Genomic DNA, 23,392 nt, shown 5'->3' with positions numbered 1-23,392 from the left:
GGCACGGCCGGTGGGGCGAGCGCCCGGGACCGCCCGGCGGTCTCCGCAACGAGCAGGAGAGGCGCGATGACGGTCCCTGAATCGGCCGAAGGCCCGCTGGGTGATTTCCTCGCCGATCCGCGCAACCTGCCCCTCGACCTGGTGACCTCGGCGGCGCGCGCCTCCCGGGCCCTCGGGCTGCGCGACGCCGTGATCTACATCGCCGACATCCAGCAGCGCCGCCTGACACCGCTGAACTCGACGGCGGCGCCCCTGCTGATCGACGGCACCCTCGCCGGCTGGAGCTATCGCACCCAGTCCCTGCGTGTCGAGGAGGACGGCACCGTGCTCACCGCGTGGCTGCCGCTGATCGACGGCTCCGAGCGGCTCGGCGTCCTCGCGGTCCGCGCGCCGACGCTCGACGCCGGGGTGCTGCGGCGCGGGCGGACGCTGGCCGCGCTGCTGGCGATGATGGTCACGTCGAAACGCACGTACAAGGACAACTTCGTGCGCCGGTCCCGTACGGCGCCCATGGAACTGCCCGCCGAACTGCTGCGCGCCTATCTGCCGCCGCGCACGATCGGCACCGCGCACACCGTGTCCACGGCCGTGCTCGAACCGGCGTACCAGGTCGGCGGTGACGCCTACGACCACGCCCTGTCCGAGAACACCCTGCACGCGGGGGTCGTGGACGCCGTCGGCCACAACCTCTCCTCGGGGCTGACGGCCGTGGTGTCGCTGGCCGCGTGCCGCAACGCGCGCCGGACCGGCGCCGACCTTCCCGACCTGGTGGCGGCCGTCGACGACGCGCTGATCCAGTGGCTGCCGAAGCAGTTCTGCACCGCCGTGCTCGCCCGGGTCGACCTGTCCACCGGCGTGATGCGCTGGGTCAACTGCGGGCATCCGCCGCCGCTGCTGATCCGCGACGAGAACGTCATCGCCGGGGCGCTGGACCGCCCCGCGCAGCTCCCGATGGGCTATCCGTCCCGGTTCGTCGCCGGGCCGCGGACCGCCCACGAGTTCGCCCTGAAGCCGGGCGACCGCGTCCTCATGTACACCGACGGCGTCACCGAGGCGCGCACCGCCGACGGCAGCCAGCTCGGGCTCGACCGCTTCGCCGAGTACGTCATCCGCACGGCGGGCAGCGGGGAGCTGGCGCCGGAGACGCTGCGCCGCCTCATCCACTCGCTGCTCGACGCGCAGGAACACCGCCTGCGCGACGACGCCACGATCCTGATGTTCGAGTGGCGGCCGGTGACGAACTGACCCCCTTCGCGTGGACGCGAAAGAGGACCAAGGTCCCGATATGCCGCGCCGGTGCGGGGCACACCGGACAACAGGGGCCCCCGGGGCCCCGGACACCCCGCACGCCCCGGGCCCCCCTTCCCCGAAGTCGACGTCTTTGTTCTGGAGTTCTCATGTCGGAGCAGCGCAAGAGCCGGTTCGCGACCGTCAATCCGTACAGCGGGGAAACCGTGAAGGAGTTCCCCGTCATCGAGGGCGAGGAGGTCGACGCCGCGGTCGAGGCCGCCGGACGGGCTGCGAAGGCGTGGGGTTCGACGCCGATCGCGGAGCGGGCCGCCGTGGTCGGGCGGGCCGCCGCGCTGATGCGGGAGCGGAAGGAGGAGCTCGCCCGGACCATCACCCTGGAGATGGGCAAGCTCATCTCCGAGGCGCGCGGCGAGGTCGACCTCGCGGCGTCGATCCTCGACTACTACGCGGAGCACGGCCCCGGTTTCGCCGCCCCCGAGCCCCTCGACGTGGGCGAGGGCGAGGCGTACCTGCTCAGTGAGCCCCTGGGGGTGCTGCTGGGCGTCATGCCCTGGAACTTCCCGCTGTACCAGGTGGTGCGCTTCGCCGGCCCCAATCTGGTGCTCGGCAACACGGCGCTGGTGAAGCACGCCGGCATCTGTCCGCAGTCCGCCCTGGCCCTGGAGCGGCTCTTCCGGGACGCCGGAGCCCCCGAGGGCGTCTATGTGAATCTCTTCGTCGGCCACGACGAGATCGAGCGCATCATCGACAGCCCCGTCGTGCGCGGTGTGTCGCTGACCGGCAGCGAGGGCGCGGGGGCGAAGGTCGCCGAGCGGGCCGGCCGCAACATGAAGCCCAGCCTGCTCGAACTCGGCGGCAGCGACGTCTTCATCGTCCTCGACGGGGACAACCTCGACCGCACGGTCGGCGCCGCGGTCGCGGGCCGCATGGCCAATACCGGCCAGAGCTGCGTGGCCTCCAAGCGCTTCATCGTGCTGGACGACGTCTACGACGACTTCGTGGCCGGGATGCGCCGCGCGTTCGAGGCGCTGGAGCCCGGCGACCCCGCCGACGAGTCGACCACCCTGGGCCCGCTCTCCTCCGAGCAGGCGGCCGCCGACCTGGCCGACCAGATCCGCGAGACGGTCGAGCAGGGCGCACAGCTGGTGACCGGCGGGCACCGTGTCGACCGCCCGGGGGCCTTCGTCGAGCCGACGATCCTCACCGGCGTCACGCCCGGCATGCGCGCCTACGCCGAGGAACTCTTCGGCCCGGCCGCGGTGGTCTACCGCGTGGCCGACGAGGACGAGGCGATCGCCCTCGCCAACGACAGCGCGTACGGCCTCGGCGGTTCCGTCTTCTGCTCCGACCCGGAGCGCGGGCGCCGGGTCGCCGAACGCGTCGAGACCGGCATGGTCTGGGTGAACCACCCGACGTCGACCCAGCCCGACCTGCCGTTCGGCGGGATCAAGCGCTCGGGCTACGGGCGCGAGCTGTCCGCGCTCGGCATGCGCGAGTTCGTGAACCGCAAGCTCGTCAGGGTCCTGCCGGCCGATGCGCCGCTGCGCGGCATCGCCGGCTGAACACCCCCGGACGCGACGGCCCGCGGGGCCCGGGGCGCGAGGGCCCGGGTCCCGCGGGCCGTCACCGTCGGGTCAGGCGGCGAGCGTCTTCGCCAGGGCGGTCAGGCCGTCCCGGTAGATGCCCTCGAAGAGGGCGCTCGCCTCGGCGTCGCTCACGCCGTCCGGCGTGAACGTCCCCGACCACTCGACCCGGGACCCGGCCGGGCCGAGGTCGACGACCCGCAGCGTGGAGCGGTAGCCCGTGACGGGAAAGGGCGCCCGCTCGATCGCGTAGGTGTAGCTGCGGGCGTCGGCGTCGAAGGCTTCGAGGCGTTCGACGATGACCCCGCCCTCGGCGTTGGTCAGGGTGCGCAGCCGGCCGCCCCGGCCCGGCACGCTCCGGGTGATGTACGGAAGCCAGTCGGGCAGGGCGTCGAAGCCGCCGATGAGCTGCCAGACCCGGTCGGCGGCCTGCGGCACGTCGAGGGCGGCGCGGGCGGCGCTCACGCGGCGTCCTCGGCCGGGACGGGCGCGTCGTGCGCGATGATCCGCTGCTCGCGCAGCGCCTTCCAGAACGCGTACGGGACGTCCTGGGTCAGGGCGGCGAGGTCCTCGGCGATGCGGCCGGGGCGGGTCGCGCCGGGGATGGCCGCCGCGACGGCCGGGTGGGCCAGGACGAACTGGAGGGCGGCCGACTTGATGCCGATGCCGTGCTCCTGGGCCAGGCCCTTGATCCGGCCGACCTTGTCGACGATGTGGGCGGGCGCCTCGGCGTACTCGAAGTGGTTGCCGCCCGCGAGGATGCCGGAGCTGTACGGGCCGCCGACGACGATGTCGACGCCGCGCTCGGCCGCGGCGGGCAGCAGGCGCTGGAGGGCGCGGGAGTGGTCGAGGAGGGTGTACCGGCCGGCGAGCAGGAACGCGTCGGGCTGCGGCTCCTCCAGGTCGAGGGTGGTCTCCAGCGGCTCCACCTTGTTGACGCCGAGGCCCCAGGCCTTGATGACGCCCTCGTCGCGCAGCCGGGTCAGGGCCCGGAAGGCGCCGGTGCGGGCGCTCTCGAAGCGGGCGATCCACTCGTCGCCGTAGAAGTCCTGGGCGATGTCGTGCACCCAGACGATGTCGAGGCGGTCGGTCTTCAGGCGCTTGAGGCTGTCCTCGACGGAGCGCAGCGTCGCGTCCGCGCTGTAGTCGTTGATGATCTTGTTGGGGCGGCCGTGCTCGAACAGGGCGCCCTTCTCGCCGAGTTCCCGGCTCGCGGGGTCCTCGACCTCGTCCAGGATGACCCGGCCGACCTTGGTGGACAGCACGTATTCGTCGCGCGGCTTGTCGGCGAGGACGTCGCCGAGCCGGATCTCCGCGAGGCCGGCGCCGTACAGCGGCGCGGTGTCGAAGTAGCGGATGCCCTGGTCCCAGGCGGCCTGCACGGTGGCGGCGGCCTCGTCGTCGGGGATGGCGCGGAACATGTTGCCGAGGGGGGCGGTGCCGAAGCCGATGCGGCCCGGCAGGAGTGAGCGGATGCTCATGGGTGGTGCCTCGATCCGTGTACTGCGTGGGGGTGGGGTGTGGGGTGTGGGGTGCCGGTCAGTTGAGGGTGTCGGGGTCCGGGCCCGTGCGCATGCCGCGGTCGAGCGCGGTGAGCGCGTCGAGCTCCTGGGCGCCGAGCTCGAAGTCGAAGACGTCGAGGTTCTCCCGGATGCGGCTGTCGGTGACCGACTTGGGGATGACCACGTTGCCGGTCTGGAGGTGCCAGCGCAGGACGACCTGGGCGGGGCTCTTGCCGTGGCGGGCGGCGATCGCGGTGACCGCGTCGTCCTGGAGGACGGCGCCCTGGGCGAGCGGGCTCCACGCCTCGGTGACGATGCCGTGGCGGGCGTGGACCTCGCGCAGCGCGGCCTGCTGGAGGCCGGGGTGCAGCTCGATCTGGTTGACGGCCGGGACGACGGAGGAGGCGGCGATCAGGCGCTCCAGGTGCGCGGGCTGGAAGTTGGAGACGCCGATGGCGCGGGTGCGCCCGTCGGCGTACAGCTTCTCCAGCGCGCGCCAGGTGTCGAGGTACAGGTCGCGGGCCGGGGTCGGCCAGTGGATCAGGTACAGGTCGACGTGGTCGAGGCCGAGCTTGTCGAGCGAGGCGTCGAAGGCGGCGAGCGTGGCGTCGTGGCCCTGGTCGGCGTTCCACAGCTTGGTGGTGACGAACAGTTCGTCGCGGGCGATGCCGGACTCGGCGATGGCCCGGCCGACGCCGCGCTCGTTGCCGTAGATCGCGGCGGTGTCGATGCTGCGGTAACCGGCCTTCAGGGCGCTGGCGACGGCGGCGGTGGTCTCCTCGTCGGGGACCTGGAAGACGCCGAAGCCGAGCTGCGGCATGGTGACGCCGTTGTTGAGGGTGACGGTGGGGATGGAGGTCATGCTGTTCTCCTTGGTGCGCGAACCCGTACGGGGGCGGTGCGGATCTGACGGGTCTGATCGGTCGTTAGATCGGTAGGTCGATAGGTCGATAAGTCGGTGGCCTGTGGGGCTGTTGGTCCGTGGGCGTTCAGTGGTGCGCGGCGACGGCGGGCCGCTCGGCCGCGGCCGGGGCGGGCGCGACGGCGGGTGCGTGCCGTTCGGGGGCGCGGCGCTCCAGGGCGGCGGAGACGACGGCGAGCACCAGGGCGGCGGCGGCCAGGACGGCGCCGACCCAGTTGGGCGAGGTGTAGCCGAACCCGGCGGCGATGACGATGCCGCCGAGCCAGGCGGAGAGCGCGTTGCCCAGGTTGAAGGCGCCGATGTTGACGGCGGAGGCGAGGGTCGGCGCGCCGTGCGCGAAGTCCAGTACGCGCTTCTGGAGCGGCGGCACGGTCGCGAAGCCCAGGGCGCCGATGAGGAACACGGCGACGGCGGCCGTGATCTTGTTGTGGGCGCCCGCGGTGAACAGGGCCAGCACCACGGCCAGGCCGCCCAGCGCGGTGAAGAGCATCGGCATCAGCCGCCGGTCGGCGAACTTTCCGCCGGTCAGGTTGCCGGCCACCATGCCGAGGCCGAACAGGACGAGCAGCCAGGTCACGGAGGACTCCGCGTAACCGGCGACGTCGGTCATCATCGGCGCGATGTAGGTGATGGCCGCGAAGACGCCGCCGAAGCCGAGCACGGTCATCGCCATGGCGAGCAGCACCTGGACGTTCTTGAAGGCGGCCAGCTCGTGGCGCAGGTGGACGCCTTCGGCCTTGGGCAGGTCGGGGACGAGCCTGGCGATCCCGGCGAGGCCGAGGACACCGAGCGCGGCGACGATGAAGAAGGTCACGCGCCAGCCGGCGCTCTGCCCGACGAAGGTGCCGAGGGGCACGCCGACGACGTTGGCGACGGTCAGGCCGGTGAACATCATGGAGATGGCGCCGGCCTTCTTCTCGGGGGCGACCAGCTCGGCCGCGACGACGGAGCCGATGCCGAAGAAGGCGCCGTGGGCCAGCGAGGCGACGACCCGGCCGACGATCATGACGGCGAAGACGGGGGCGACCGCCGAGATCACGTTGCCCACGATGAACAGGCCCATGAGCAGCATCAGCATGTTCTTGCGGGAGATCTTGGTGCCGACGACCGTCATCAGCGGGGCGCCGAACATGACGCCCAGGGCGTATCCGGTGACGAGGAATCCGGCGGTGGGCACCGAGACGCCGAAGTCGGCGGCCACGTCGGGCAGCAGCCCCATGATGACGAATTCGGTGGTGCCGATGCCGAAGGCCCCGATGGCGAGGGCCAGGAGCGCGAGGGGCATGGGAGTAGCCTTCCCGGGGGACGTTGCGATAGCGCCTTACGAGCGATCACAATAATTGCATGCGCTGGTTAATTGCAAGCGCGGTATAGTGGCGTATGCCTCATCAGGCGTGCGGGGCCGCACCGGGCGCCCCCGGGGCCCGGAAAAGCCCGAGGACCACGGAAGGACGCGTGACCATGACTGCCACCGACCCCGCGCTCACCGCTCTCGCCCAGGGCTGGTGCGCGCTGTCCCTGCTGCACGGGCGGATCGAGACGCACATCGAGCGGGCCCTCCAGGCCGGACACGGCCTGAGCGTGCGCGAGTACTCCCTGCTCGACGTCCTGAGCCGACAGCACGACGGCGACGGCGGACACCTCCAGATGAAGCAGGTCGCCGACGCCGTCGTCCTCAGCCAGAGCGCGACGACCCGGCTCGTCACCCGCCTGGAGGACCGGGGCCTGCTCCAGCGCTACCTGTGCCCCACCGACCGGCGCGGCATCTACACCGACGTCTCCGAGGACGGCCTGCGACTCCTGGCAGCGGCCCGCCCGACGAACGACCGGGCGCTGCGCGAGGCGCTGGACGCGGCAGCGGCGGAGCCCGACCTGGCGCCCCTGGTACGGGTCGTCCGTCAGGGGCCGGTGCCGGTCGGGGGCTGAGCGGGACCGGAGGCGCCCCCGGTCACCTCCGGCGCCCCGCCGGGCCGCCGCCGCGTGGCCGCGCTCGGTGGCAGACACCCCCGCGGGGGCCCACAGTCGCAGTCGGAGCACCCAGACCCCGTGCCGAATGCGAGACCACCATGAACGACCCCTTCACCACGGCCGAGATCCTCACCCGCGCGGCGGCGTGCGACGGCGAGCCGCACGGCGGATCGGCGTGCGGGCCGGCGGCCTGCCGGACGGATGCCCCGGCGCCCGTCCCCGCGCCCGGGACGGTGGAGGGCGCTCAGCCGCGCTCGTCGTACGTGCGCTGGTTGTAGCCGAGGTCGACGAGGAGTTCCTCGCTGTCGGGGCGCTGGTCCCGCGACCGGTCCCCCGGCTCGGGGTCGATGGCCATGGCCCCGGTGTCGGTCCAGATCAGGCGGCCGTCGGCGGCGACCGAGCTGCGGGCGGCGTTCCGGTTGTCGGGATGGATGCAGTAGGGCACGTCGAGGACTCCGCGCCGGAACGCGGCGACGAGCGCGTCGTCGATGTGCGCGCCGCAGGCCAGCGCCGATTCGATGAGCGCGGCGGCCGCCCCGGTCAGGGACCGGTGGTCGGAGTCGGGGGGTGCGCCGCGGCGCCGTTCCTGTCGCGCGATCGTGGCCGCGCGCCGCAGGGCGACGGCGTTCTCCTCGATGGTGGGGATGCGGTCGGCCTCGGCGGAGGTCTTCACGATGAGCCGCTCGGCTCCCCCGGCGACGGCCAGGGCCGCCGCCTTCTCGTTGAGCGCGGTGGCGCCCTCGGCGGACTCGGGGAAGAGGCCCATGAAGGTGTAGAGGACGATGTGCCAGTCGCAGTCCGGCAGGTAGCGACCGGCGAGCGCGCGCAGGGCGCGCAGGGCGCGGGTGTCCTGGCCGTGGTGGGTCTGCTGGGCGTAGCTCAGGGAGATGTCGCGGATTCCGTGGGTGCGGAAGAAAAGGCCCTCCAGCACGGTGATGGCCAGCAGGAGTTCGGGTGGGCACAGCTGGCCGAGCATGCAGCCGCCGAAGGACTCGATGTGCGGCCTGAACACCGTGTCGCGGGACGCCGCGAGGATGTCGCAGGCCTCGGCCCAGGCGGTGACCGCGTCGCGCAGGGGCAGCGAGCTGTAGGGCAGGCAGTAGGAGACCGGGCCGCCCTCGGTGAGGGCGATGCCGACGTCGAGTCCGGCCCGGACGATGTCCTGGGGTTCGGCGGACCCGTGGCGGATCTGCACGGGGAAGTGCGCGTCCTGGATGCCCTCCAGTACGGCGCGCGTCTGCGCCCGGTCGGCCGTCACGACGGGGTAGCCGTTGAGGGACTCCCCGTGGCGCACCGCGGCGCGCGCGGACCCGTAGGCCCCGGTGCGTGTGTAGGCGTCGACGGTGAGGGTCCCCACCGTCCAGTCGTCGGCGTCGCGGACGGCGGCGAGACCTTCGCGCATCAGCCGGGGGTCGCCGAATCCCATGCGTGGCTGGACGGTGAGGTGCCGCCGCGCGTCGGCGGTGCGGACGTAGCGGGTGAAGGACGGGCGGGCCGGGTCAGCGGCTGCTGCGCGCATGGGGGTGCTCCCGTTCGTCCGCCGTGCGCGCGATCTCCCGCACGATGCGCCGCAGTTCCGCGGGGGTGTCGCTGGTCTCGTCGGCCTGCTCGACGAAGGCGTATCCGGCGTCGTCGAGCCGGGCCTGGTCGTCGTCGGGGAGCCGGCCGGAGGTGGTGAGCTTGCCGCCGACGGCGAAGGGGACGGACGCGAGTTCCGGCGCCGTGCGCAGCCGGTCGGCGAGGCGCACGGCGTCGGAGACGCCGTGGCCGTTGACCGTGCTGACCAGCACGAGGTCGGGAGCCTGGGCGCGGGCCGCGTCGAGGTAGTGGGCGGCCTGGGTGCACACGGGCAGCACCTGCGTGGTGCAGCCCAGTTCGCGCAGCGCGAGATCGAGGTAGACCAGGTTCCACATGTGGCTGTCGGAGGCGACGGTGCCGATGATGATGTGCGGGGTGCTCATGGGGTTCCTTCGCTGAGGGGGAGGCGCGGGCGTCCGGGGGTCAGGCGCGGGCGCCCTGGGCGGCCGGCAGGCCGTCGAGTGTCCTGAGGTCGTCGGCGTCGAGGTGGAGGTCGCCGGCGCGCGCGTTGGTGCGCAGGTTGCGCAGGCTCCGGGTGCCGGGGATCGGGACGACGCGCGGTCCTTGGGCGGTGATCCAGGCGAGGGCGATCTCGGCGGGGGTGCGCCCGTAGCGCCGGGCGAGGGCGGTGACGGTGTCGACGAGCGCGAGGTTCGCCGCGAACCGCTCCTTCTGGAAACGCGGCATGTGGCGGCGCTGGTCCTGCTCCGGGATGTCGTCGGGGCGGGTGAAGCGCCCGGTCAGGAAGCCGCGGCCGAGCGGCGCGTAGGCGAGGAAGGCGATGTCGTGCGCCCGGCAGTACGGCAGCACCTCGGGCAGGGCGTCGCGGGTCCAGAGCGAGAGTTCGGACTGGACGCTGGTGACGGGATGGACGGCCGCCGCGGCCGCGATCTGCCCGGGCGTCACCTCGGACAGGCCGAGGTGCCGCACCTTCCCCTGCCGGACGGTTTCCGCGAGCGCCCCCCAGGTCTCCTCCAGGGGCACGTCGGGGTCGACGCGGTGGAGTTGGTAGAGGTCGATGTGGTCGACGCCGAGCCGGCGCAGGCTGGCGTCGACGGAGGCGCGGATGTGCTCGGGCTTCGCGTCGTGCGAGTAGGTGGGTCTGCCGTCGGTGTCGTCGTCGAGGACCAGGCCCACCTTGGTGGCGACCGTGACCTCGGCGCGGTCCATGGACTTCAGGGCGCGCCCCACGAGCTCTTCGTTGGTGTACGGCCCGTAGACGTCGGCGGTGTCGAGCAGGGTGACGCCCAGGCCCTGGGCCCGGCGCAGGACGTCGAGGGCACCGTCCTCGTCGCGGCCGCGGGGGTCGTAGGCGTGCGTCATGCCCATGCAGCCGAGGCCGATGCGGCCGACGTCGGGGCCGCCGACGGCGAGTGGGACCCGATCCATATCAGAACTCCTGTCAACTTACTTACCGAATAGTGACTTTCGTGGTCAGTTGATACATTCGTCGCCTTGTGTTCCGACGGAGAGGAGGGGCTATGCCCGCCCTGCTGCTGGTGACCGATCTGACCTACGAGGCCGCCGGGCGCCGCTACTGCGATGAGGACATCGCCCTGGCGGAGTCGCTGCGCACCTCATGGGAGGTCGCCCTGACCAGTCCCCGGCAGGCGGCCCGGCTGGTGGACCGGTTCGACGCCGTCCTCGTGCGCAACAGCGGCCCGGTGACCGGCTACCGCCGCGAGTACCAGGCGTTCCGCCGGCGCGTGGCCGAGACCGGCGTCCCGGTCTACAACCCCCTCGACGCCCGCGCGGACATGGCGGGCAAGGGGTATCTGGTCGACCTCACCAAGGCCGGGGCCGCGGTGGTGCCCACGGCCGACCACCTGGACGCGGCCCGCCTGCTCGCCGACGGGGGCGACTGCATCCTCAAGCCCGTCGACGGCGCCGACTCGCAGGGGCTGCGGCGGGTGTCCGCCGCCGACCTGGAGTCGGCCGATCTGACCGGCATGATCGTCCAGCCGGTGGTGGACTTCCGCTACGAGGTGTCGTTCGTCTTCGTCGACGACACCTTCCACTACGCGCTCTACGCCCCCGATCCCGAGCGGCGCTGGGAACTCGAGGTGTACGAGCCGTCCCCGCAGGACCTGCGGTTCGCCCGGCACTTCATCGAATGGAGCGGACTCCCCCACGGCGTGCAGCGCGTCGACGCGTGCCGCACCGCCGGTGGGGAACTGCTGTTGATGGAGCTGGAGGACCACAATCCCTACCTTTCGCTGCTCGCTCTTCCCGACGGGACCCGGGAGGCGTTCCTCACGGATCTCACGCGGTCGTTGGGGCGGCTGGCCCAGGAGGGGCGGGCGGGCCGGGCGGCGTCCTCGCGAGGATGAGGTCCGCGTGGGCTTCGCGCGCCCACTCCAGGGCCTGCCGCTCGTCGCGGGCCAGCAGGTGCCGCACCTCGTCGTCCACGAGGGTCACCAGGCGCTCGCCGGTGATCCGCCCGGGCAGGCCGCGCCCTTCGAGGAAGCGCGGGACGTCGAAGTAGCCTCCCGTCACCACCACGAGAGGGCGGTCGCGGACCCGGGGGACGACGAGGTTCAGGCCCTGGGACGCGAGGTGGGAGCGCACGGTGTGCACGTCGTACGCGCCGGGCAGTTCGATCACCGTCGAGCGGTGGTCCAGCACGACGAGCGGCGGGCTGCCGTCCCGTCCGATGCGGGAGCCGACGCGGAAGTCGTCCCGGTTGAGCCGGCACACCAGGGTCGTGCCGCTGTGCCGGGCGGCGCGGACCGCCTGCGGGTGCAGCACCTTGGCCCCGTGCTCCGCGCACAGCAGCGCACGCTCCCAGCTGACCCGTTCCAGCAGCCGGGCGTCGTCGACGAGACGCGGATCGGCGGAGTAGACGCCCTCCACGTCCGAGTAGATCTCGCACTCGTCCCTCCGCAGCGCCGCCGCGAGGAGAACCGCGCTGAGGTCCGAGGTGTTCTTCCCCAGGTAGCGCGGATCCTCCCCGGCGCCCGCGCCCTGCCCGCCGGGCACCACGACCAGGTCGTGGTTGCGCAACGTCTCCTCCAGTCCGCGGGGGTCCACGTGGATGCTGTCGACCGCGGTCGTGGTCTGGCGCAGCCCGATGGCGCCACCGAACAGGGCCCCCGCGCGCAGGCCCGCGTCGACGGCCGCGGCGCGGAGCAGCGCGGCGCCCTGGGAGTCCGCGAGCGTGATGGCGCCTCCCGCGACGGGTGCCCCCGCGTCGGGGGCGGCTTCCGTGACCAGCTCGCGCAGCTGTTCCGTGCTGCCGGGCATGCCGCTGACGACCACGACCAGGCGCTGCCCGGCGCGCACCCGCTCGGCGAGGTGGCGGGCGACCCGGCGGAAGCCGGCCGCGTCCGGGAAACTCGATCCGCCGAACTTCAGCACGTGCGGGTCAGCCACGGCGGACCGCCCGCCGGGCCACCGACTCGGCGATCTGGAGGGCGTTCAGGGCCGCCCCGATGCGCAGGTTGTCCGCCACGAGCCAGAACAGGATCCGCCGCCCGTGCTCCGGGTCCGTACGGATCCTGCCGACGTGCACCAGGTCGGGTCGCGGGTTGCACCGCGGGGTCGGCGGTCCGTCGCTCCAGACCCGCACCTCCGGGGCGGCGGCCAGCAGCTTGGCCACCTCGTCGGCCGGGACGGTGCGGGCGCAGTCGACCACCACGGACTCGGCGTGGCCGTCGACGACGGGAACGCGCACGCAGGTCGCGGTCAGATCCAGGTCGGGCAGCGCCAGGATCCGCCTGGCCTCCTGGCGCATCTTGCGCTCCTCCAGCGTCCCTCCGTCGTCGAGGAGTTCGTCGATCAGCGGGACGACGTTGAAGGCGAGCGGCGGATCGAACACGTCGGCCACCGCCTCGGCGTCGGGGTCCCGCAGGGCGTGCCGTGCCCCTTCGAGGAGTTCGCGCGTCCCGGCCCGGCCGCGTCCCGAGGCCGCCTGGTAGGTGCTGACGGTGACCCGGGTGAGCCCGTGGTGCTCGTGCAGGGGCTGGAGGAGCCGTACCAGGGGGATGGTGGAGCAGTTCGGGTTGGCGACGATGCCGCTCGCCGGCAGCCGCTCCAGCACTCCCCCGTTGACCTGCGGTACGACCAGGTGGGCGTCCGGGCGCATCCGGAAGGCGTTGCTGTTGTCGATCACCAGGCATCCGGCGGCCACGGCCCGCGGCGCGTGGGTGGCGCTGACCTCGGTGCCGGCCGAGAAGAACGCCATGTCGCGCCCGGTGAAGTCGTACTCCGCGAGATCGTGGACCGGCAGCGGGTCGGCCCCCACCCGCACCGTGCCGCCCGCGGAGCGCGCGGACGCCACCAGCTCGACGTCCCGGGCCGGGAACCCGCGGTCTCTCATCAGGGCGAGGAAGGTGCGTCCCACGGCCCCGGTGGCACCTACAACGGTCACCCGGGGGTGGGCAAGGCGGTCAGGAGTCATGCGGGCTCCTCCACAGCGCAGTCGCTTGGCCGACGGGACGCGGTCCGGGACGGCCCAGCCGCCGCGGGTGCCGCAATCCGCATCATTGAGTACCTCTCACCACCAAGTGCCCTTGGCCGAGCACGGCATGGGGCCTCCCGGGGCGTCGGGGCGTTGCACGTGCTGCGCGCTTGTTCGTTCGTGAACACGGCCCGCCGCGGCCTCACGAGCGGTTGAACAGCTCGACGGCTCCTCGCATCCCGGAGTGGCGGGTGTGCGCGGCCATGCGGCGCGCGGTGTCCCGCAGGAGTTCGCGCAGGCGCGGCGAGTCCACGTGGTCGGCCGCCGCGACCGCGCGCCGCCAGCTGTCGGTCGCCGCGTCCAGGTGACCGATGCGCATCTGGAGGTCGGTGAGCATGACCAGGGACAGGGCGAGCGGGCGCCGGTGCTCCTTCTCGCGCAGCCGTACGGAGACCCGCGCCGCCTCCACCGCCTCGGCGTTACGCCCCAACAGGTGCAGGACGACCGCCCGTTGGTACTGCACCGCCGCGAGGTCGTACCGCTCGTAGGGGTCGGTGGCCTGCGCCGCGTCGGCCAGGCAGGTCTCCGCCTGTTCCAGGCACCGGGCGGCCCGCGCCCCGTCGCCGTCCGCCGCGTACACGGCGGCCCGGCCGGTCAGCACGAACCCGCGCACCGCGTGCCCGGGGGCACAGGTGGACGCACGCGCGAAGAAGCGTTCCGCCGCGGGCAGCTGACCGACCTGGCGGGCGTGATTGCCCAGGGTCCGCAGCACGATCGATTCGGCGAGCGGCGCCCCGCCCTGGCGCGCCAGCAGCAGGGCGCTCTCGTAGTAGCGGTTCGCCAGCCCGCTGTGGCCGGCGTCGAACGTGGCCAGCCCCAGCAGATGCACGACCTGGGCGGCCTCCGCGCGCATCCGGCGCGACCAGTCGTCGCTCGCCCGCGACAGGAGGTAGCGCAGCACGTCGTCCATGATGAAGGTGCGCAGGGCCGAGCGCACCGGCCCGCTGCCCTGCCGCTCGAACAGCTCGTAGAAGTGCTGCCGTTGTGCCCGGACGGCCGTCAGGTCCCCGGCGGTGGCCCGCCGCTCCAGGCGGGCGGCAGGCGGAGGCACGGGCCCCTCAAGGGGACGTTGCGGCCAGTAGGGCTGCCCCAGCAGTAGGTCGCGCCGCGCGGGGTCGCCCTCCGCGCGGCCGAGCCACACGAGTCCCTCCTCGACGGGCCGGGTCGGCGAGGGCGGGACCTCGGCGGCGGCCAGCCCGATGTCCCCCGCCGTCAGGAGGCGGCCCAGGCGTTCCGAGAGGACCTGCGCCACCACATCGCCGACGAGCCGGCTCGGCACGACTCCGCTCACCCAACGGGCCACGCTGCTGCGGTCGTAGCTCCAGAGGTGTCCCGCCTGCGCCCCCACGACGTCGACCTTCCGGGCCAGTGCCGCGTACGAAAGGCCGGCCTCCCGCAGGTGTCCGGCCAGCAGCTCGTTCCGCTCGCGTGCAGCCATTCCGCTCCTCGCACCAGCCCGCCGCCGCCCGCACGTCCAGCAGGTCCGCGGGCAGCGGCCCCGCTCTCTGCGCGCAGTCCCTTTCGTGAGCCTCCCGCCGCGCGGATGCGCCCGTTCGCGGCAGATCCGGGGGCGGTGGAGGACGCGCACCACCACGCCGACACCCCGCGGAGGCCGACGACAGCCGGGCGGGCGGCGCGCGGGAGGGCGACGGCCGGGCCGGGTGGGCGGCCGGGGGCCGCCTCCCGCGTCGGTCGCGGGGGCCGTCCCATCCGGCGGGCCGCCGGTGCGACCGGCGTCCGGAGGGCCGAGGACCCGGTGGCGTCGTCCGGCGGGACCTCGCGCCGCGCGGGCACTCCGGATCGGGGCCGGTGCCGAGGCCGGACGGCGGCGTCCGGCCCTCAGGGGCCCCGGACGGGCAGACCCCCGTACGGGAACCGCATCAGTCCGGTCCCGGCGCCCCGGGGGCGGGGGCGCGCGGCGCCTGGCTCGGCACCCGGGCCCCCTGACAAAGGGTCGGAACCGCGCCGCCGGGCGCGCACTCCGCCCCGCAGCGGCGCCGCTCCCCCGACCGGGCCCGCGCCGCCCCCTCGCCGCACACCGAGGACAGCGCCCGCGGGGGCACCGCCCGTCCGGTTCCGTCCGGCGACCGGCCGCGCAGGCCGCGGCCCCTCCCGGTCCCGATAGCGGCTCCGGGCCGCCCCCGGGCCGTGCTCCCCGGAGCATCCGGTCGGCGATCCCGGAGCGTCCGTTCCCTGATCAGCGACGGGCAGGACGGGCACAGCGCACCTCGCAACGAGCGGTAGGGGACGCAGGACCCCTACCCCGGGCGCCACGCGTCCACCTGCCGGGCCGCGTCGGGCAGGTGCGCGACCCCTCACCCGTGCGAGTGCGCCGTGCACGGTGGCGGGCGGCCCCACCGCCGAGCGGAACGGGGAGGACACCTCCCGGCGCGCAACGGTCGGAGCGTCGCCGCACGTGGAGACTCCGCGGCGGGGACGACGGCCGTCAGCCCGCGTCGCCGTGGACGGAACGCGCCCGCTCCGCGGACTCCAGTGCCGAGGCCAGGAAGCGGCGCACCGTCTCCAGCTCGCCCTCCTCCAACCCCTCGGCGGCCGCCACCACTTCGCCGATCACCGGCCCGAAGAACGTCCAGCCGAGGTCCGTTGCCCTCTCCTGCACTTCCAGCAGGACGCGCCGCCGGTCGGCCGTGTCCCTGCGGCGGCGGACCAGCCCGAGCCGCTCCAGCCGGTCCACCAGGGCGGTGGTCCCCGCCGAGTTGAGGCGCAGGTGGCGGCCGAGCCACCCGGGCGTGGCGCGGGTGCCGGTGCGCGCCGCGTCCAACAGGTGGATCAGTGCGCGCACATCGGTGGGGTGCAGTCCCTCACGGGCGGCGAACTCGGCGCCCAACAGGTCGAATTCGACGGTCACCGCGCGCAGCAGATGCACCAGTCCCATCGCCGGGCTCCGATCGTCCACGCCCATGCCTCCGCTTCCCGCCGCCCACGCCGTAATATCTCGCTGAACGAGATTATCGCTGAGCGAGAGGAACGTGCTGTGGCTCCCTCTGCTTTCGACCTCGTCTACGACGAGTTCCGCGCCCGCTGGCCCGGCTCCACCGAGGAGCGCGATGTCGCCACGCCCTACGGGCGCACCCGGGTCCATGTGTACGGACCCGAGGACGGCGAGCCGCTGGTGCTGCTGCCCGGCGGCTCGGCCACCGGGCTGGTCTGGTTCGCCAACGCACCGGCGCTCGGTGCGCGATACCGGGTCCACGCGGTCGATCTGCTGGGCGACGCGGGACGCACCGAGAGGCGCGGCACGCCGTTGAGGAGCGCCGACGACCTGATCGCCTGGCTGGACGCCGTGCTCGACGGGCTCGGCCTCACGCATACGCACATGTGCGGCCACTCGTACGGCGCCTGGCTGGCCGTCAGGTATGCACTGCACGCACCGCGGCGCGTCGACCGCCTCGCCCTCGTCGATCCCACCCAGGTCTTCGCCGGGTTCCGCCCGGGCTACCTGCTGCGCGCGCTGCCCGCCCTGATCCGGCCGAGCGAGGCCCGGGCCCGCGCCTTCCTGGCCTGGGAGACGGCCGGGGTCCCCCTCGACGATGCCTGGCAGCGCCTCTACGCGCTGGCCACCACCGTTCCCGGCCGCAGGATCGTCACCGGGCGCCGCCCCCGGGCCGCCGGTCTGCGCGGGCCGGTCCTCGTCCTGCTCGCGGAGCACAGCCGCGCGCACGACGCCGCCGAGGTCGCCGCCCGGGCCCGCCGGACGCTCCCGCACGGCGAGGTGGCACTGCTGCCCGGCGCCACCCACCACTCCCTGCCCCTCGCCGATCCGGAGCGGTTGAACGACCGGCTGCTGGATTTCCTGGGCTGACGGGAGCGGCAGGGGGCGACGGACCCGGGCCGGTGTCACGCAGGCGCCCCGGATTCCCTCACGCGGCGTCGTGGAAGACCAGGCCCAGGGTGTGGCGGCGACCGGAGCGGACCGTGTTCACGCCGTGCCGCATCGGGCCGTTGGACCAGCCCCGGCTGCTGCGCACCGGGCGGTCGCGGGTCGTGAAGACGAGGCCGTGGCCCTGGGGCACGACGGTGGCGAAGCCGCGCGTCTGGGCGCGCGGCCGCTGCTGCGTCATGAGGAACTCCCCGCCGGTGAAGTCGGTCCCGGGGGCGTCGAGCCCGACGACGACCTGGAGCGGGAAGAGCATGTCGCCGAACACGTCGCGGTGCAGGGCGTTCCAGTCGCCGGGACCGTAGCGCAGCAGGATCTGCGCCGACCTGCTCTGGCCCGCTTCGTGGCACAGCTTGAGCCACTGCTCCAGCTCGTCCGGCCACGGCGCGGGCTTGCCGAGCCTGGCCGCCCAGTCCCGGGCGACGGGCAGCAGCCGCGGGTAGAACGCCTCCCGCAACTCCCTTACCTCGTCGGGCAGATCGTGGGTGAAGTAGCGGTACTCGCCGGAGCCGAAGCGGTGCCGGGCCATGTCGACCGTCGTACGGAAGCGCTCCGGCTGGTCGTAGAGGGCGGTGACCGCGCGGCACTCGGCCGGGGTGAGGAGCTGACCGGTGAGGGCGCTGCCGTACGCGTCGAGGTCGTCGGTCAGGGCCGCCCAGTCGCACGCTGCGACCCGGTCCGCGAGACTGAGGTGCTTTGCCATGGCGGGAGGTCCTTACGTAGGGGTGCGTCCGTCCACTGTGCGGGCCGGACCGGTGGTGTGCTGGCGGAATTCGGACGTCGCTCTGCGGGGTGCGGCGCTCCCGGTCGGGCCGGCGCGTCCAGCGGGAACGCGACGTCCGGAATCCGCCAGCCCGCGCGCCGGTCCTCCGGGAGGCTGGTCCCGTGCGAGAACGACGAGAGACAGCCGCTCCGCAGGGTGCCGGGTACCTGCTGCGCGACGGTGACGACCGGCCCTACCGGAGCCCGGAGCCCGGGCGGTGGGGCGGTCACCGCCGCCTGAAGCTGTACGGGTGCCTGGACTGCCCGTCGGCGCTGCGGGCGCTGGCACGCGGCCATTACGCCGCGTACCGGGTCTTCTTCCGCGACCGGGCCACCGCCGTGCGCGCCGGGTACCGGCCGTGCGCGGTGTGCCTGCCGGACGCGTACCGCCACTGGCGGGCGCGGCGCGGGCAGGACGCCTCGTGAGCGCCCCGTACCGGCGGCCGGCCGCGCGCTCGCCGCTCGTGTCCCCGGCGGCGCTGGGGTCCGTGGGCCCGGTTCCGGTGCCCGCCGCGCACACGCGGGCGGAGCTGGACACCGTCGTCGGGCTGCTCCGCGCGACCCGGCCGCCCGTCCACTGCGTGGCGGTGGGGCACGGCCGGGACGGCGCCTCGCTCGCCGCCACCGACGCCTTCGTCCGCGCCTGGCGGGACCTCGGCGGCACCGTCGTGGCGGTCGTCGACTGGCCGGAGGAGGCCGCCTCGTGGCTGCGGGCCGCCCGCAGGCTCACCGAGTCCGCCCCCGACGCGTGGGTCTTCTGCGGCGCGCTGCCCGGCTTCGCCCAGCTGGCCCGACGCCTGCGGCACGAGGGCCACTGGGACCCGGCACGCTCCGTCGCCTTCGGCGCGCTGGGCGATTCCCGGCTGCCGGAGCTCACCGGTGCCGACGTCCTGGAGGGGCTGCGGGGAGCGCGGGCCGACGGTGGCGTCTGGTGGGTCGAGGACGACGGGCGGGTGCACGACGGTCCGCCACCGCGACCGCCGCGACCGCCGGGCCCGGGACCCACAGACCCGGCAGGACCGACAGGACCCACAAGCCCGGCAGGCCCGGCAGGCCCGGCAGGCCCGACCCAACCGGCAGAACAGGCCCAACCGGCAGCACAGGCAGGCCCCGCGGGACTCGGAGAGCCCGCGGCACAGGACACCCCTCGGAAGAGAGAGCGCACGTGACGGACGACGGCATCAGGACCCCCGGCGGCAGCACGCCCGGCACGAGCACCCCGGGCGCCCGGGTCCGGGTGGACCGTGCCTCCCCCGCCGTCGTCGGCGACGACGGCGTCGAGCGGTGCGCCTGGGCGATGGAGCACCCCCTGGTCCGCGCCTACCACGACACCGAGTGGGGCATGCCCGTGCACGGCGAGCAGGCCCTGTTCGAGCGCGTCACCCTGGAGGCCTTCCAGGGCGGGCTCAGCTGGTTCACCGTGCTCGCCAAGCGGGACGCCTTCCGCACGGCCTTCCACGGCTTCGACCCGGAGGTCGTCGCGGAGTACGGCGACGCCGACGTGGAGCGGCTGCTGGCCGATCCGGGGATCGTGCGCAACCGCCGCAAGATCGAGGCGGCCCGCACCAACGCCCGGGCCACGCTGGCCCTGCGGGAGCGCGGCGGCCTCGACCGGTTCCTGTGGGACCGGCGCCCCGCCCGCACCCCCGCGCCCCGCACCGCGGCGCAGGTCCCGACGAAGGACGCCGGATCCGCGGCGCTCGCCAAGGAGCTGCGGTCCGTCGGGTTCGTCCACCTCGGCCCCACCAGCGTGTACGCCCTGATGGAGGCGGTCGGCATGCTGGACACCCACCTGGCGGGCTGTCACCGGCGCGGGGCCTCCGGCGTGCACGGCGCTCAGGTCAGCGCGTCGGCCACCGCGGCGGGATCCCAGTAGAACGGACGGATCTCCACGAGACGGCCGTCGCGGACGGTCATCTCCTGCACGATCCGCGTGTCCAGTTCGCGGCCCGTCGTGCGGGCCACGAACCTGACCCGGTTCGTGACGACCACGTCGGGGCCGTTCACGAAGCAGTGCTGGTCGAGGAACTCCATGACCTGCCAGGCGTCCCCCATGACGGAGAGGAACCGCTCGATCCCCGACGGGCCGCGCCAGGTGCCCGCGTAGGGCAGGCCGGGCGCCTGGTGCAGGGTCACCTCCGGGTCCAGGCAGTCGGCGATCTCCTCGAAGCTCGCCCGCCCGGGGCCGCCGGCCTCGACGTACGCGGCCTCGGCGGCGAAGAACCGCTCCAGGGTGTCCCGCGTGCTGGTCTCCGTTGTCGTCATGCTCCCTCTCCGGTCTCCTACGGTCGGCCGGGGTGTGGCCGCCGTAGGAGCCAACGAGAGGCGCTGACGCCGGGTTACTGCGGATCGGGGCGGACGTTCTGGTGGATTTCGAGCACGGTGTCGTATTTGTTGAGGGTGATGTAGTGCAGCCCCGGCGCGCCCTCCGCCAGCAGCCGCGCGGCCATCGCCGTCGCGTGCTCGACCCCGATGCGGCGCCCCTCCTCGGGGCGGTCGCGGGCCGCCTCCAGCCGGTGGACGAGCGCTTCGGGGAAGGTGGCGTCGGACAGTTCGGCGAACCGGCGGATCTGGCGGACGTCGGTGGCGGGCATGATCTCCGGCACGATGGGGATGTCGCAGCCCGCCCGCTCCACCCGGTCGCGCAGCCGCAGGTAGTCCTCGACGTCGAAGAACATCTGGGTGACGGCGAAGTCGGCGCCCGCCCGGCACTTGGCGACGAAGTGCCGGATCTCGCTGTCCCAGTCGGGCGAGCGCGGATGCCGTTCCGGGAAGGCGGCGACGCCGATGGTGAACCCGCCCAGGGACCGCACCAGTTCGACGAGCTGGTAGGCGTGCGTGACGCCTTCCGGGTGCGGTGTCCAGGGGCCCCGCGGATCGCCCGGCGGGTCCCCGCGCAGGACGAGGACGTCGCGCACCCCGGCGTCGGCGTACTGGCCCACGATCCTGCGCAGCTCCGCCACCGAGTGGCCGACCGCCGTCAGGTGCGCCACCGGCCGCAGCGTCGTCTCGGCCGCGATCCGGCGGGTGAGGTCGACGGTCCGCTCCCGGGAGGATCCCCCCGCGCCGTAGGTGATCGAGACGAACGCCGGGGACAGGGCCTCCACCCTGCGCACGGCCGCCCACAGGGCCCGCGCGCCGGCCTCGGCGCGCGGCGGGAAGAACTCGAAGGAGAACACCGGCGCCCCGGCGGCCAGCCGCTCCCGCAGCGAGGCGGGCTGCCCGACGGGCGTCGGCGCCCGCTCGGTGCGCGGCGCCGTGCCGGGCGGCGCGCTCACGGCAGGTCCTCGATCAGCGGCGCGACGTCCCCGGCGGCCACGGACCCGTAGGCGGCGTGGATCCGGCTCAGCAGCCGGGACGGGTCGATCTTGTACTCCTGCGTGCCCACCGACTCCAGCACCTCCGTGGCGAGCGCGCAGCCCAGCTGCACACCCCGCTCCGTCGGGAGGCCGCGGGCCACGGCCGCCAGGAAGCCGGCCCGCAGCGCGTCCCCGACGCCCGTGGGGTCGACGGCCGCGCCGGTCGGCACGGCCGGCACGTGCAGGACCGGCCGGGCGCGCTCCAGGATGTCGGCCCCCTCGGCGCCCTGGGTGCACACCCAGGTGCCGACCCGCGCCAGGATCTCCGCCCGGTCGAGACCGGTGCGCTCCACGAGCAGCGAGGCCTCGTACTCGTTGGTGAACAGGTAGCGCGCGCCGTCGATCAGCTCCCGGGCCTGCGGGCCGTCGAGGCGGGCCAGCTGCTGGGAGGGGTCGGCGGCGAACGGGACGCCGATGGCGCGGCTCTCGCGGGTGTGGCGCAGCATCGCCTCGGGGTCGTCGGGGGCGATCAGCACCAGGCCGAGGGGGCCGAGGCGGTCGTGGAGGTCGGACAGCGAGATGGTCCTGGCCTCGGCCATGGCGCCGGCGTAGAAGGTGGCGATCTGGTTGTGGTCCTGGTCCGTGGTGCACATGAAGCGGGCGGTGTGCAGGGTCTCGCTCACGTGGACGGCACGGGTGTCGACGCCGTTGTTGACCAGCCAGGAGTCGTAGTCGGCGAAGTCGTGGCCGACGGCGCCGACCAGCAGCGGGCGCAGCCCGAGACGGCCCAGGCCGACCGTGATGTTGGCGGCGACGCCGCCCCGGCGCACCTCCAGCGCGTCGGCGAGGAAGGACAGGGAGATCCGGTCGAGCTGATCGGCCAGCAGGTGGTCGGTGAAGCGGCCGGGGAAGACCGCGAGGTGGTCGGTGGCGACGGATCCGGTGACGGCGAGCCGCATGTCACACCCCCGCGGCCGTGCGCAGTGCGGCGGCGCGGTCGGTGCGCTCCCAGGTGAAGTCCGGCAGTTCGCGGCCGAAGTGGCCGTAGGCGGCCGTCTGGGCGTAGATGGGGCGCAGCAGGTCGAGGTCGCGGATGATCGCGGCGGGGCGCAGGTCGAAGACCTCCTCGACGGCTCGTTCGAGGCGGCTCTGGGCCACGGTGGCGGTGCCGAAGGTCTCGATGAAGAGGCCGACCGGCCGGGCCGTGCCGATGGCGTACGCGACCTGCACCTCGCAGCGCGCGGCGAGTCCGGCGGCGACCACGTTCTTGGCGACCCAGCGCATGGCGTACGCCGCCGAGCGGTCGACCTTGGAGGGGTCCTTGCCGGAGAAGGCGCCGCCGCCGTGGCGGGCCATGCCCCCGTACGTGTCGATGATGATCTTGCGTCCCGTCAGTCCGGCGTCGCCCATCGGGCCGCCGACCTCGAAGCGGCCGGTGGGGTTGACCAGCAGCCGGAAGTCGTCGCTCTCCAGCTTGATGCCGTCGTCGGCCAGCTGGGCCAGGACGTGGTCGACGACGTGGTGCCGGATGTCGGGCGTCAGCAGTTTGTCGAGATCGATGTCGGCGGCGTGCTGGGAGGAGACGACGACCGAGTCGAGGCGGACCGGGCGGCTGCCCTGGTACTCGATGGTCACCTGGGTCTTCCCGTCGGGGCGCAGGTAGGGCACGGAGCCGTCGCGGCGGGCGGCCGCCAGGCGGCGGGCCAGCCGGTGCGCGAGGTCGATCGGCAGCGGCATGAGGGTCGGCGTCTCGTCGGTGGCGTAGCCGAACATCAGGCCCTGGTCGCCGGCGCCCTGGAGGTCCAGGGAGTCGTGGCCGTCCGCGGTGCGCGTCTCGGACGCCCGGGAGACGCCCTGGGCGATGTCGGGCGACTGGCTGCCCAGGGAGACCGAGACGCCGCAGGAGGCGCCGTCGAAGCCCTTGGCCGAGGAGTCGTACCCGATGGACAGGACGGTGTCGCGCACCAGTTGGGCGATGGGCACGTAGGCGGTGGTCGTCACTTCCCCGGCCACGTGCACCTGACCGGTCGTGATCAGGGTCTCGACGGCGACGCGGGCCGTCGGGTCCTCGTGCAGCAGGGCGTCGAGGACGCTGTCGCTGATCTGGTCGGCGATCTTGTCGGGGTGGCCTTCGGTGACGGATTCCGAGGTGAACAGGCGGCGGGACATC

General features: G+C 73.9%; 24 protein-coding genes. 8 read left to right on the top strand and 16 right to left on the bottom strand.

The window, feature by feature from the left end:
- Positions 1 to 66: 66 nt before the first annotated feature.
- Positions 67 to 1,245, top strand: a complete 1,179-nt coding sequence (locus tag ACIP5K_RS15640) for a PP2C family protein-serine/threonine phosphatase (RefSeq protein WP_401409698.1) — start codon at positions 67 to 69, stop codon at positions 1,243 to 1,245.
- Between the two features lie 152 nt (positions 1,246 to 1,397).
- Entirely contained in the window at positions 1,398 to 2,813 is a 1,416-nt protein-coding gene (locus ACIP5K_RS15635) for an NAD-dependent succinate-semialdehyde dehydrogenase (RefSeq protein WP_401409697.1), read from the top strand.
- A gap of 72 nt (positions 2,814 to 2,885) precedes the next feature.
- On the opposite strand, the gene ACIP5K_RS15630 is transcribed toward ACIP5K_RS15635, so the two are convergent.
- From ACIP5K_RS15630 to ACIP5K_RS15615, 4 genes are all read right to left on the bottom strand, one after another.
- Positions 2,886 to 3,299, bottom strand: a complete 414-nt coding sequence (locus ACIP5K_RS15630) for an SRPBCC family protein (RefSeq protein WP_401409696.1) — start codon at positions 3,297 to 3,299, stop codon at positions 2,886 to 2,888.
- Complete coding sequence (locus ACIP5K_RS15625; protein ID WP_401409695.1) at positions 3,296 to 4,315, bottom strand: aldo/keto reductase; 1,020 nt, start codon at positions 4,313 to 4,315, stop codon at positions 3,296 to 3,298. Before ACIP5K_RS15625 ends, ACIP5K_RS15630 begins: the two co-directional genes overlap by 4 nt.
- 58 nt (positions 4,316 to 4,373) lie before the next feature.
- Positions 4,374 to 5,198 carry an aldo/keto reductase gene (locus ACIP5K_RS15620; RefSeq protein ID WP_401409694.1) on the bottom strand — a complete coding sequence of 275 codons (825 nt, stop codon included), beginning with the start codon at positions 5,196 to 5,198 and terminating at the stop codon, positions 4,374 to 4,376.
- A gap of 127 nt (positions 5,199 to 5,325) precedes the next feature.
- On the bottom strand, positions 5,326 to 6,543 hold the full coding sequence (locus ACIP5K_RS15615) for an MFS transporter (protein ID WP_401409692.1): 1,218 nt from the start codon (positions 6,541 to 6,543) through the stop codon (positions 5,326 to 5,328).
- Positions 6,544 to 6,719: 176 nt separating this feature from the next.
- On the opposite strand from ACIP5K_RS15615, the gene ACIP5K_RS15610 reads away from it, so the two are divergent.
- A complete protein-coding gene (locus tag ACIP5K_RS15610; protein WP_401409690.1) occupies positions 6,720 to 7,184 on the top strand; it encodes a MarR family winged helix-turn-helix transcriptional regulator in 465 nt (154 codons plus the stop codon).
- A 286-nt stretch (positions 7,185 to 7,470) separates the two neighbouring features.
- On the opposite strand, the gene ACIP5K_RS15605 is transcribed toward ACIP5K_RS15610, so the two are convergent.
- From ACIP5K_RS15605 to ACIP5K_RS15595, 3 genes are read right to left on the bottom strand one after another with little or no spacing between them, the layout of a single operon-like run.
- Positions 7,471 to 8,745, bottom strand: a complete 1,275-nt coding sequence (locus ACIP5K_RS15605) for a methylaspartate mutase (protein WP_401409689.1) — start codon at positions 8,743 to 8,745, stop codon at positions 7,471 to 7,473.
- On the bottom strand, positions 8,726 to 9,187 hold the full coding sequence (locus ACIP5K_RS15600) for a cobalamin B12-binding domain-containing protein (protein WP_401409687.1): 462 nt from the start codon (positions 9,185 to 9,187) through the stop codon (positions 8,726 to 8,728). The genes ACIP5K_RS15605 and ACIP5K_RS15600 overlap by 20 nt, the downstream gene beginning before the upstream one ends.
- Before the next feature lie 40 nt (positions 9,188 to 9,227).
- Positions 9,228 to 10,193 (bottom strand): aldo/keto reductase, encoded by a 966-nt coding sequence (locus ACIP5K_RS15595; protein WP_401409685.1) that lies wholly within the window; start codon positions 10,191 to 10,193, stop codon positions 9,228 to 9,230.
- A gap of 92 nt (positions 10,194 to 10,285) precedes the next feature.
- On the opposite strand from ACIP5K_RS15595, the gene ACIP5K_RS15590 reads away from it, so the two are divergent.
- Entirely contained in the window at positions 10,286 to 11,134 is an 849-nt protein-coding gene (locus ACIP5K_RS15590; protein ID WP_401409683.1) for a RimK family alpha-L-glutamate ligase, read from the top strand.
- Here the strand turns inward: ACIP5K_RS15590 and ACIP5K_RS15585 are convergent.
- The 4 genes from ACIP5K_RS15585 to ACIP5K_RS15570 all read right to left on the bottom strand — a co-directional run bounded on the left by ACIP5K_RS15585 (position 11,067) and on the right by ACIP5K_RS15570 (position 16,186).
- A complete protein-coding gene (locus ACIP5K_RS15585; RefSeq protein WP_401409681.1) occupies positions 11,067 to 12,176 on the bottom strand; it encodes an aspartate kinase in 1,110 nt (369 codons plus the stop codon). The two genes, ACIP5K_RS15590 and ACIP5K_RS15585, sit on opposite strands and share 68 nt — an antisense overlap.
- Entirely contained in the window at positions 12,169 to 13,203 is a 1,035-nt protein-coding gene (locus tag ACIP5K_RS15580) for an aspartate-semialdehyde dehydrogenase (protein ID WP_401409680.1), read from the bottom strand. Before ACIP5K_RS15580 ends, ACIP5K_RS15585 begins: the two co-directional genes overlap by 8 nt.
- A 202-nt stretch (positions 13,204 to 13,405) precedes the next feature.
- Positions 13,406 to 14,701, bottom strand: coding sequence for a hypothetical protein (locus tag ACIP5K_RS15575; RefSeq protein ID WP_401409678.1), 1,296 nt, complete (start codon positions 14,699 to 14,701; stop codon positions 13,406 to 13,408).
- A 1,008-nt stretch (positions 14,702 to 15,709) separates the two neighbouring features.
- Complete coding sequence (locus ACIP5K_RS15570) at positions 15,710 to 16,186, bottom strand: MarR family transcriptional regulator (protein WP_401409676.1); 477 nt, start codon at positions 16,184 to 16,186, stop codon at positions 15,710 to 15,712.
- 72 nt (positions 16,187 to 16,258) lie between these two features.
- Between ACIP5K_RS15570 and ACIP5K_RS15565 the strand changes: the two genes are divergently transcribed.
- Positions 16,259 to 17,086 carry an alpha/beta fold hydrolase gene (locus ACIP5K_RS15565; protein WP_401409674.1) on the top strand — a complete coding sequence of 276 codons (828 nt, stop codon included), beginning with the start codon at positions 16,259 to 16,261 and terminating at the stop codon, positions 17,084 to 17,086.
- Between the two features lie 58 nt (positions 17,087 to 17,144).
- Here ACIP5K_RS15565 and ACIP5K_RS15560 read toward each other — a convergent pair whose 3' ends face one another.
- The gene (locus tag ACIP5K_RS15560) at positions 17,145 to 17,864 is read right to left on the bottom strand and encodes a 2OG-Fe(II) oxygenase (RefSeq protein ID WP_401409672.1); all 720 of its coding nucleotides are present in this window, start codon (positions 17,862 to 17,864) and stop codon (positions 17,145 to 17,147) included.
- A 182-nt stretch (positions 17,865 to 18,046) separates the two neighbouring features.
- On the opposite strand from ACIP5K_RS15560, the gene ACIP5K_RS15555 reads away from it, so the two are divergent.
- From ACIP5K_RS15555 to ACIP5K_RS15545, 3 genes are all read left to right on the top strand, one after another.
- Positions 18,047 to 18,349, top strand: coding sequence for a metal-binding protein (locus tag ACIP5K_RS15555; RefSeq protein WP_401409671.1), 303 nt, complete (start codon positions 18,047 to 18,049; stop codon positions 18,347 to 18,349).
- On the top strand, positions 18,346 to 19,092 hold the full coding sequence (locus ACIP5K_RS15550; RefSeq protein ID WP_401409669.1) for a hypothetical protein: 747 nt from the start codon (positions 18,346 to 18,348) through the stop codon (positions 19,090 to 19,092). Before ACIP5K_RS15555 ends, ACIP5K_RS15550 begins: the two co-directional genes overlap by 4 nt.
- A 128-nt stretch (positions 19,093 to 19,220) precedes the next feature.
- The gene (locus tag ACIP5K_RS15545; RefSeq protein ID WP_401410213.1) at positions 19,221 to 19,799 is read left to right on the top strand and encodes a DNA-3-methyladenine glycosylase I; all 579 of its coding nucleotides are present in this window, start codon (positions 19,221 to 19,223) and stop codon (positions 19,797 to 19,799) included.
- On the opposite strand, the gene ACIP5K_RS15540 is transcribed toward ACIP5K_RS15545, so the two are convergent.
- The 4 genes from ACIP5K_RS15540 to metK all read right to left on the bottom strand — a co-directional run bounded on the left by ACIP5K_RS15540 (position 19,760) and on the right by metK (position 23,391).
- Complete coding sequence (locus tag ACIP5K_RS15540) at positions 19,760 to 20,188, bottom strand: nuclear transport factor 2 family protein (protein WP_401409668.1); 429 nt, start codon at positions 20,186 to 20,188, stop codon at positions 19,760 to 19,762. The genes ACIP5K_RS15545 and ACIP5K_RS15540 overlap by 40 nt on opposite strands.
- Before the next feature lie 74 nt (positions 20,189 to 20,262).
- Positions 20,263 to 21,132, bottom strand: a complete 870-nt coding sequence (gene metF / locus ACIP5K_RS15535) for a methylenetetrahydrofolate reductase [NAD(P)H] (RefSeq protein ID WP_401410211.1) — start codon at positions 21,130 to 21,132, stop codon at positions 20,263 to 20,265.
- Between the two features lie 65 nt (positions 21,133 to 21,197).
- Complete coding sequence (locus ACIP5K_RS15530; protein ID WP_401409666.1) at positions 21,198 to 22,181, bottom strand: carbohydrate kinase family protein; 984 nt, start codon at positions 22,179 to 22,181, stop codon at positions 21,198 to 21,200.
- 1 nt (position 22,182) lies between these two features.
- Entirely contained in the window at positions 22,183 to 23,391 is a 1,209-nt protein-coding gene (gene metK, locus ACIP5K_RS15525; protein ID WP_401409664.1) for a methionine adenosyltransferase, read from the bottom strand.
- Between the last annotated feature and the right edge of the window lies 1 nt (position 23,392).

The organism is Streptomyces sp. NPDC088785 (genome assembly GCF_044750685.1).
Taxonomy (GTDB): domain Bacteria; phylum Actinomycetota; class Actinomycetes; order Streptomycetales; family Streptomycetaceae; genus Streptomyces.
The sequence above is the reverse complement of the archived record's forward strand: the minus strand, read 5'-3'. Positions and strand labels throughout refer to the sequence as shown.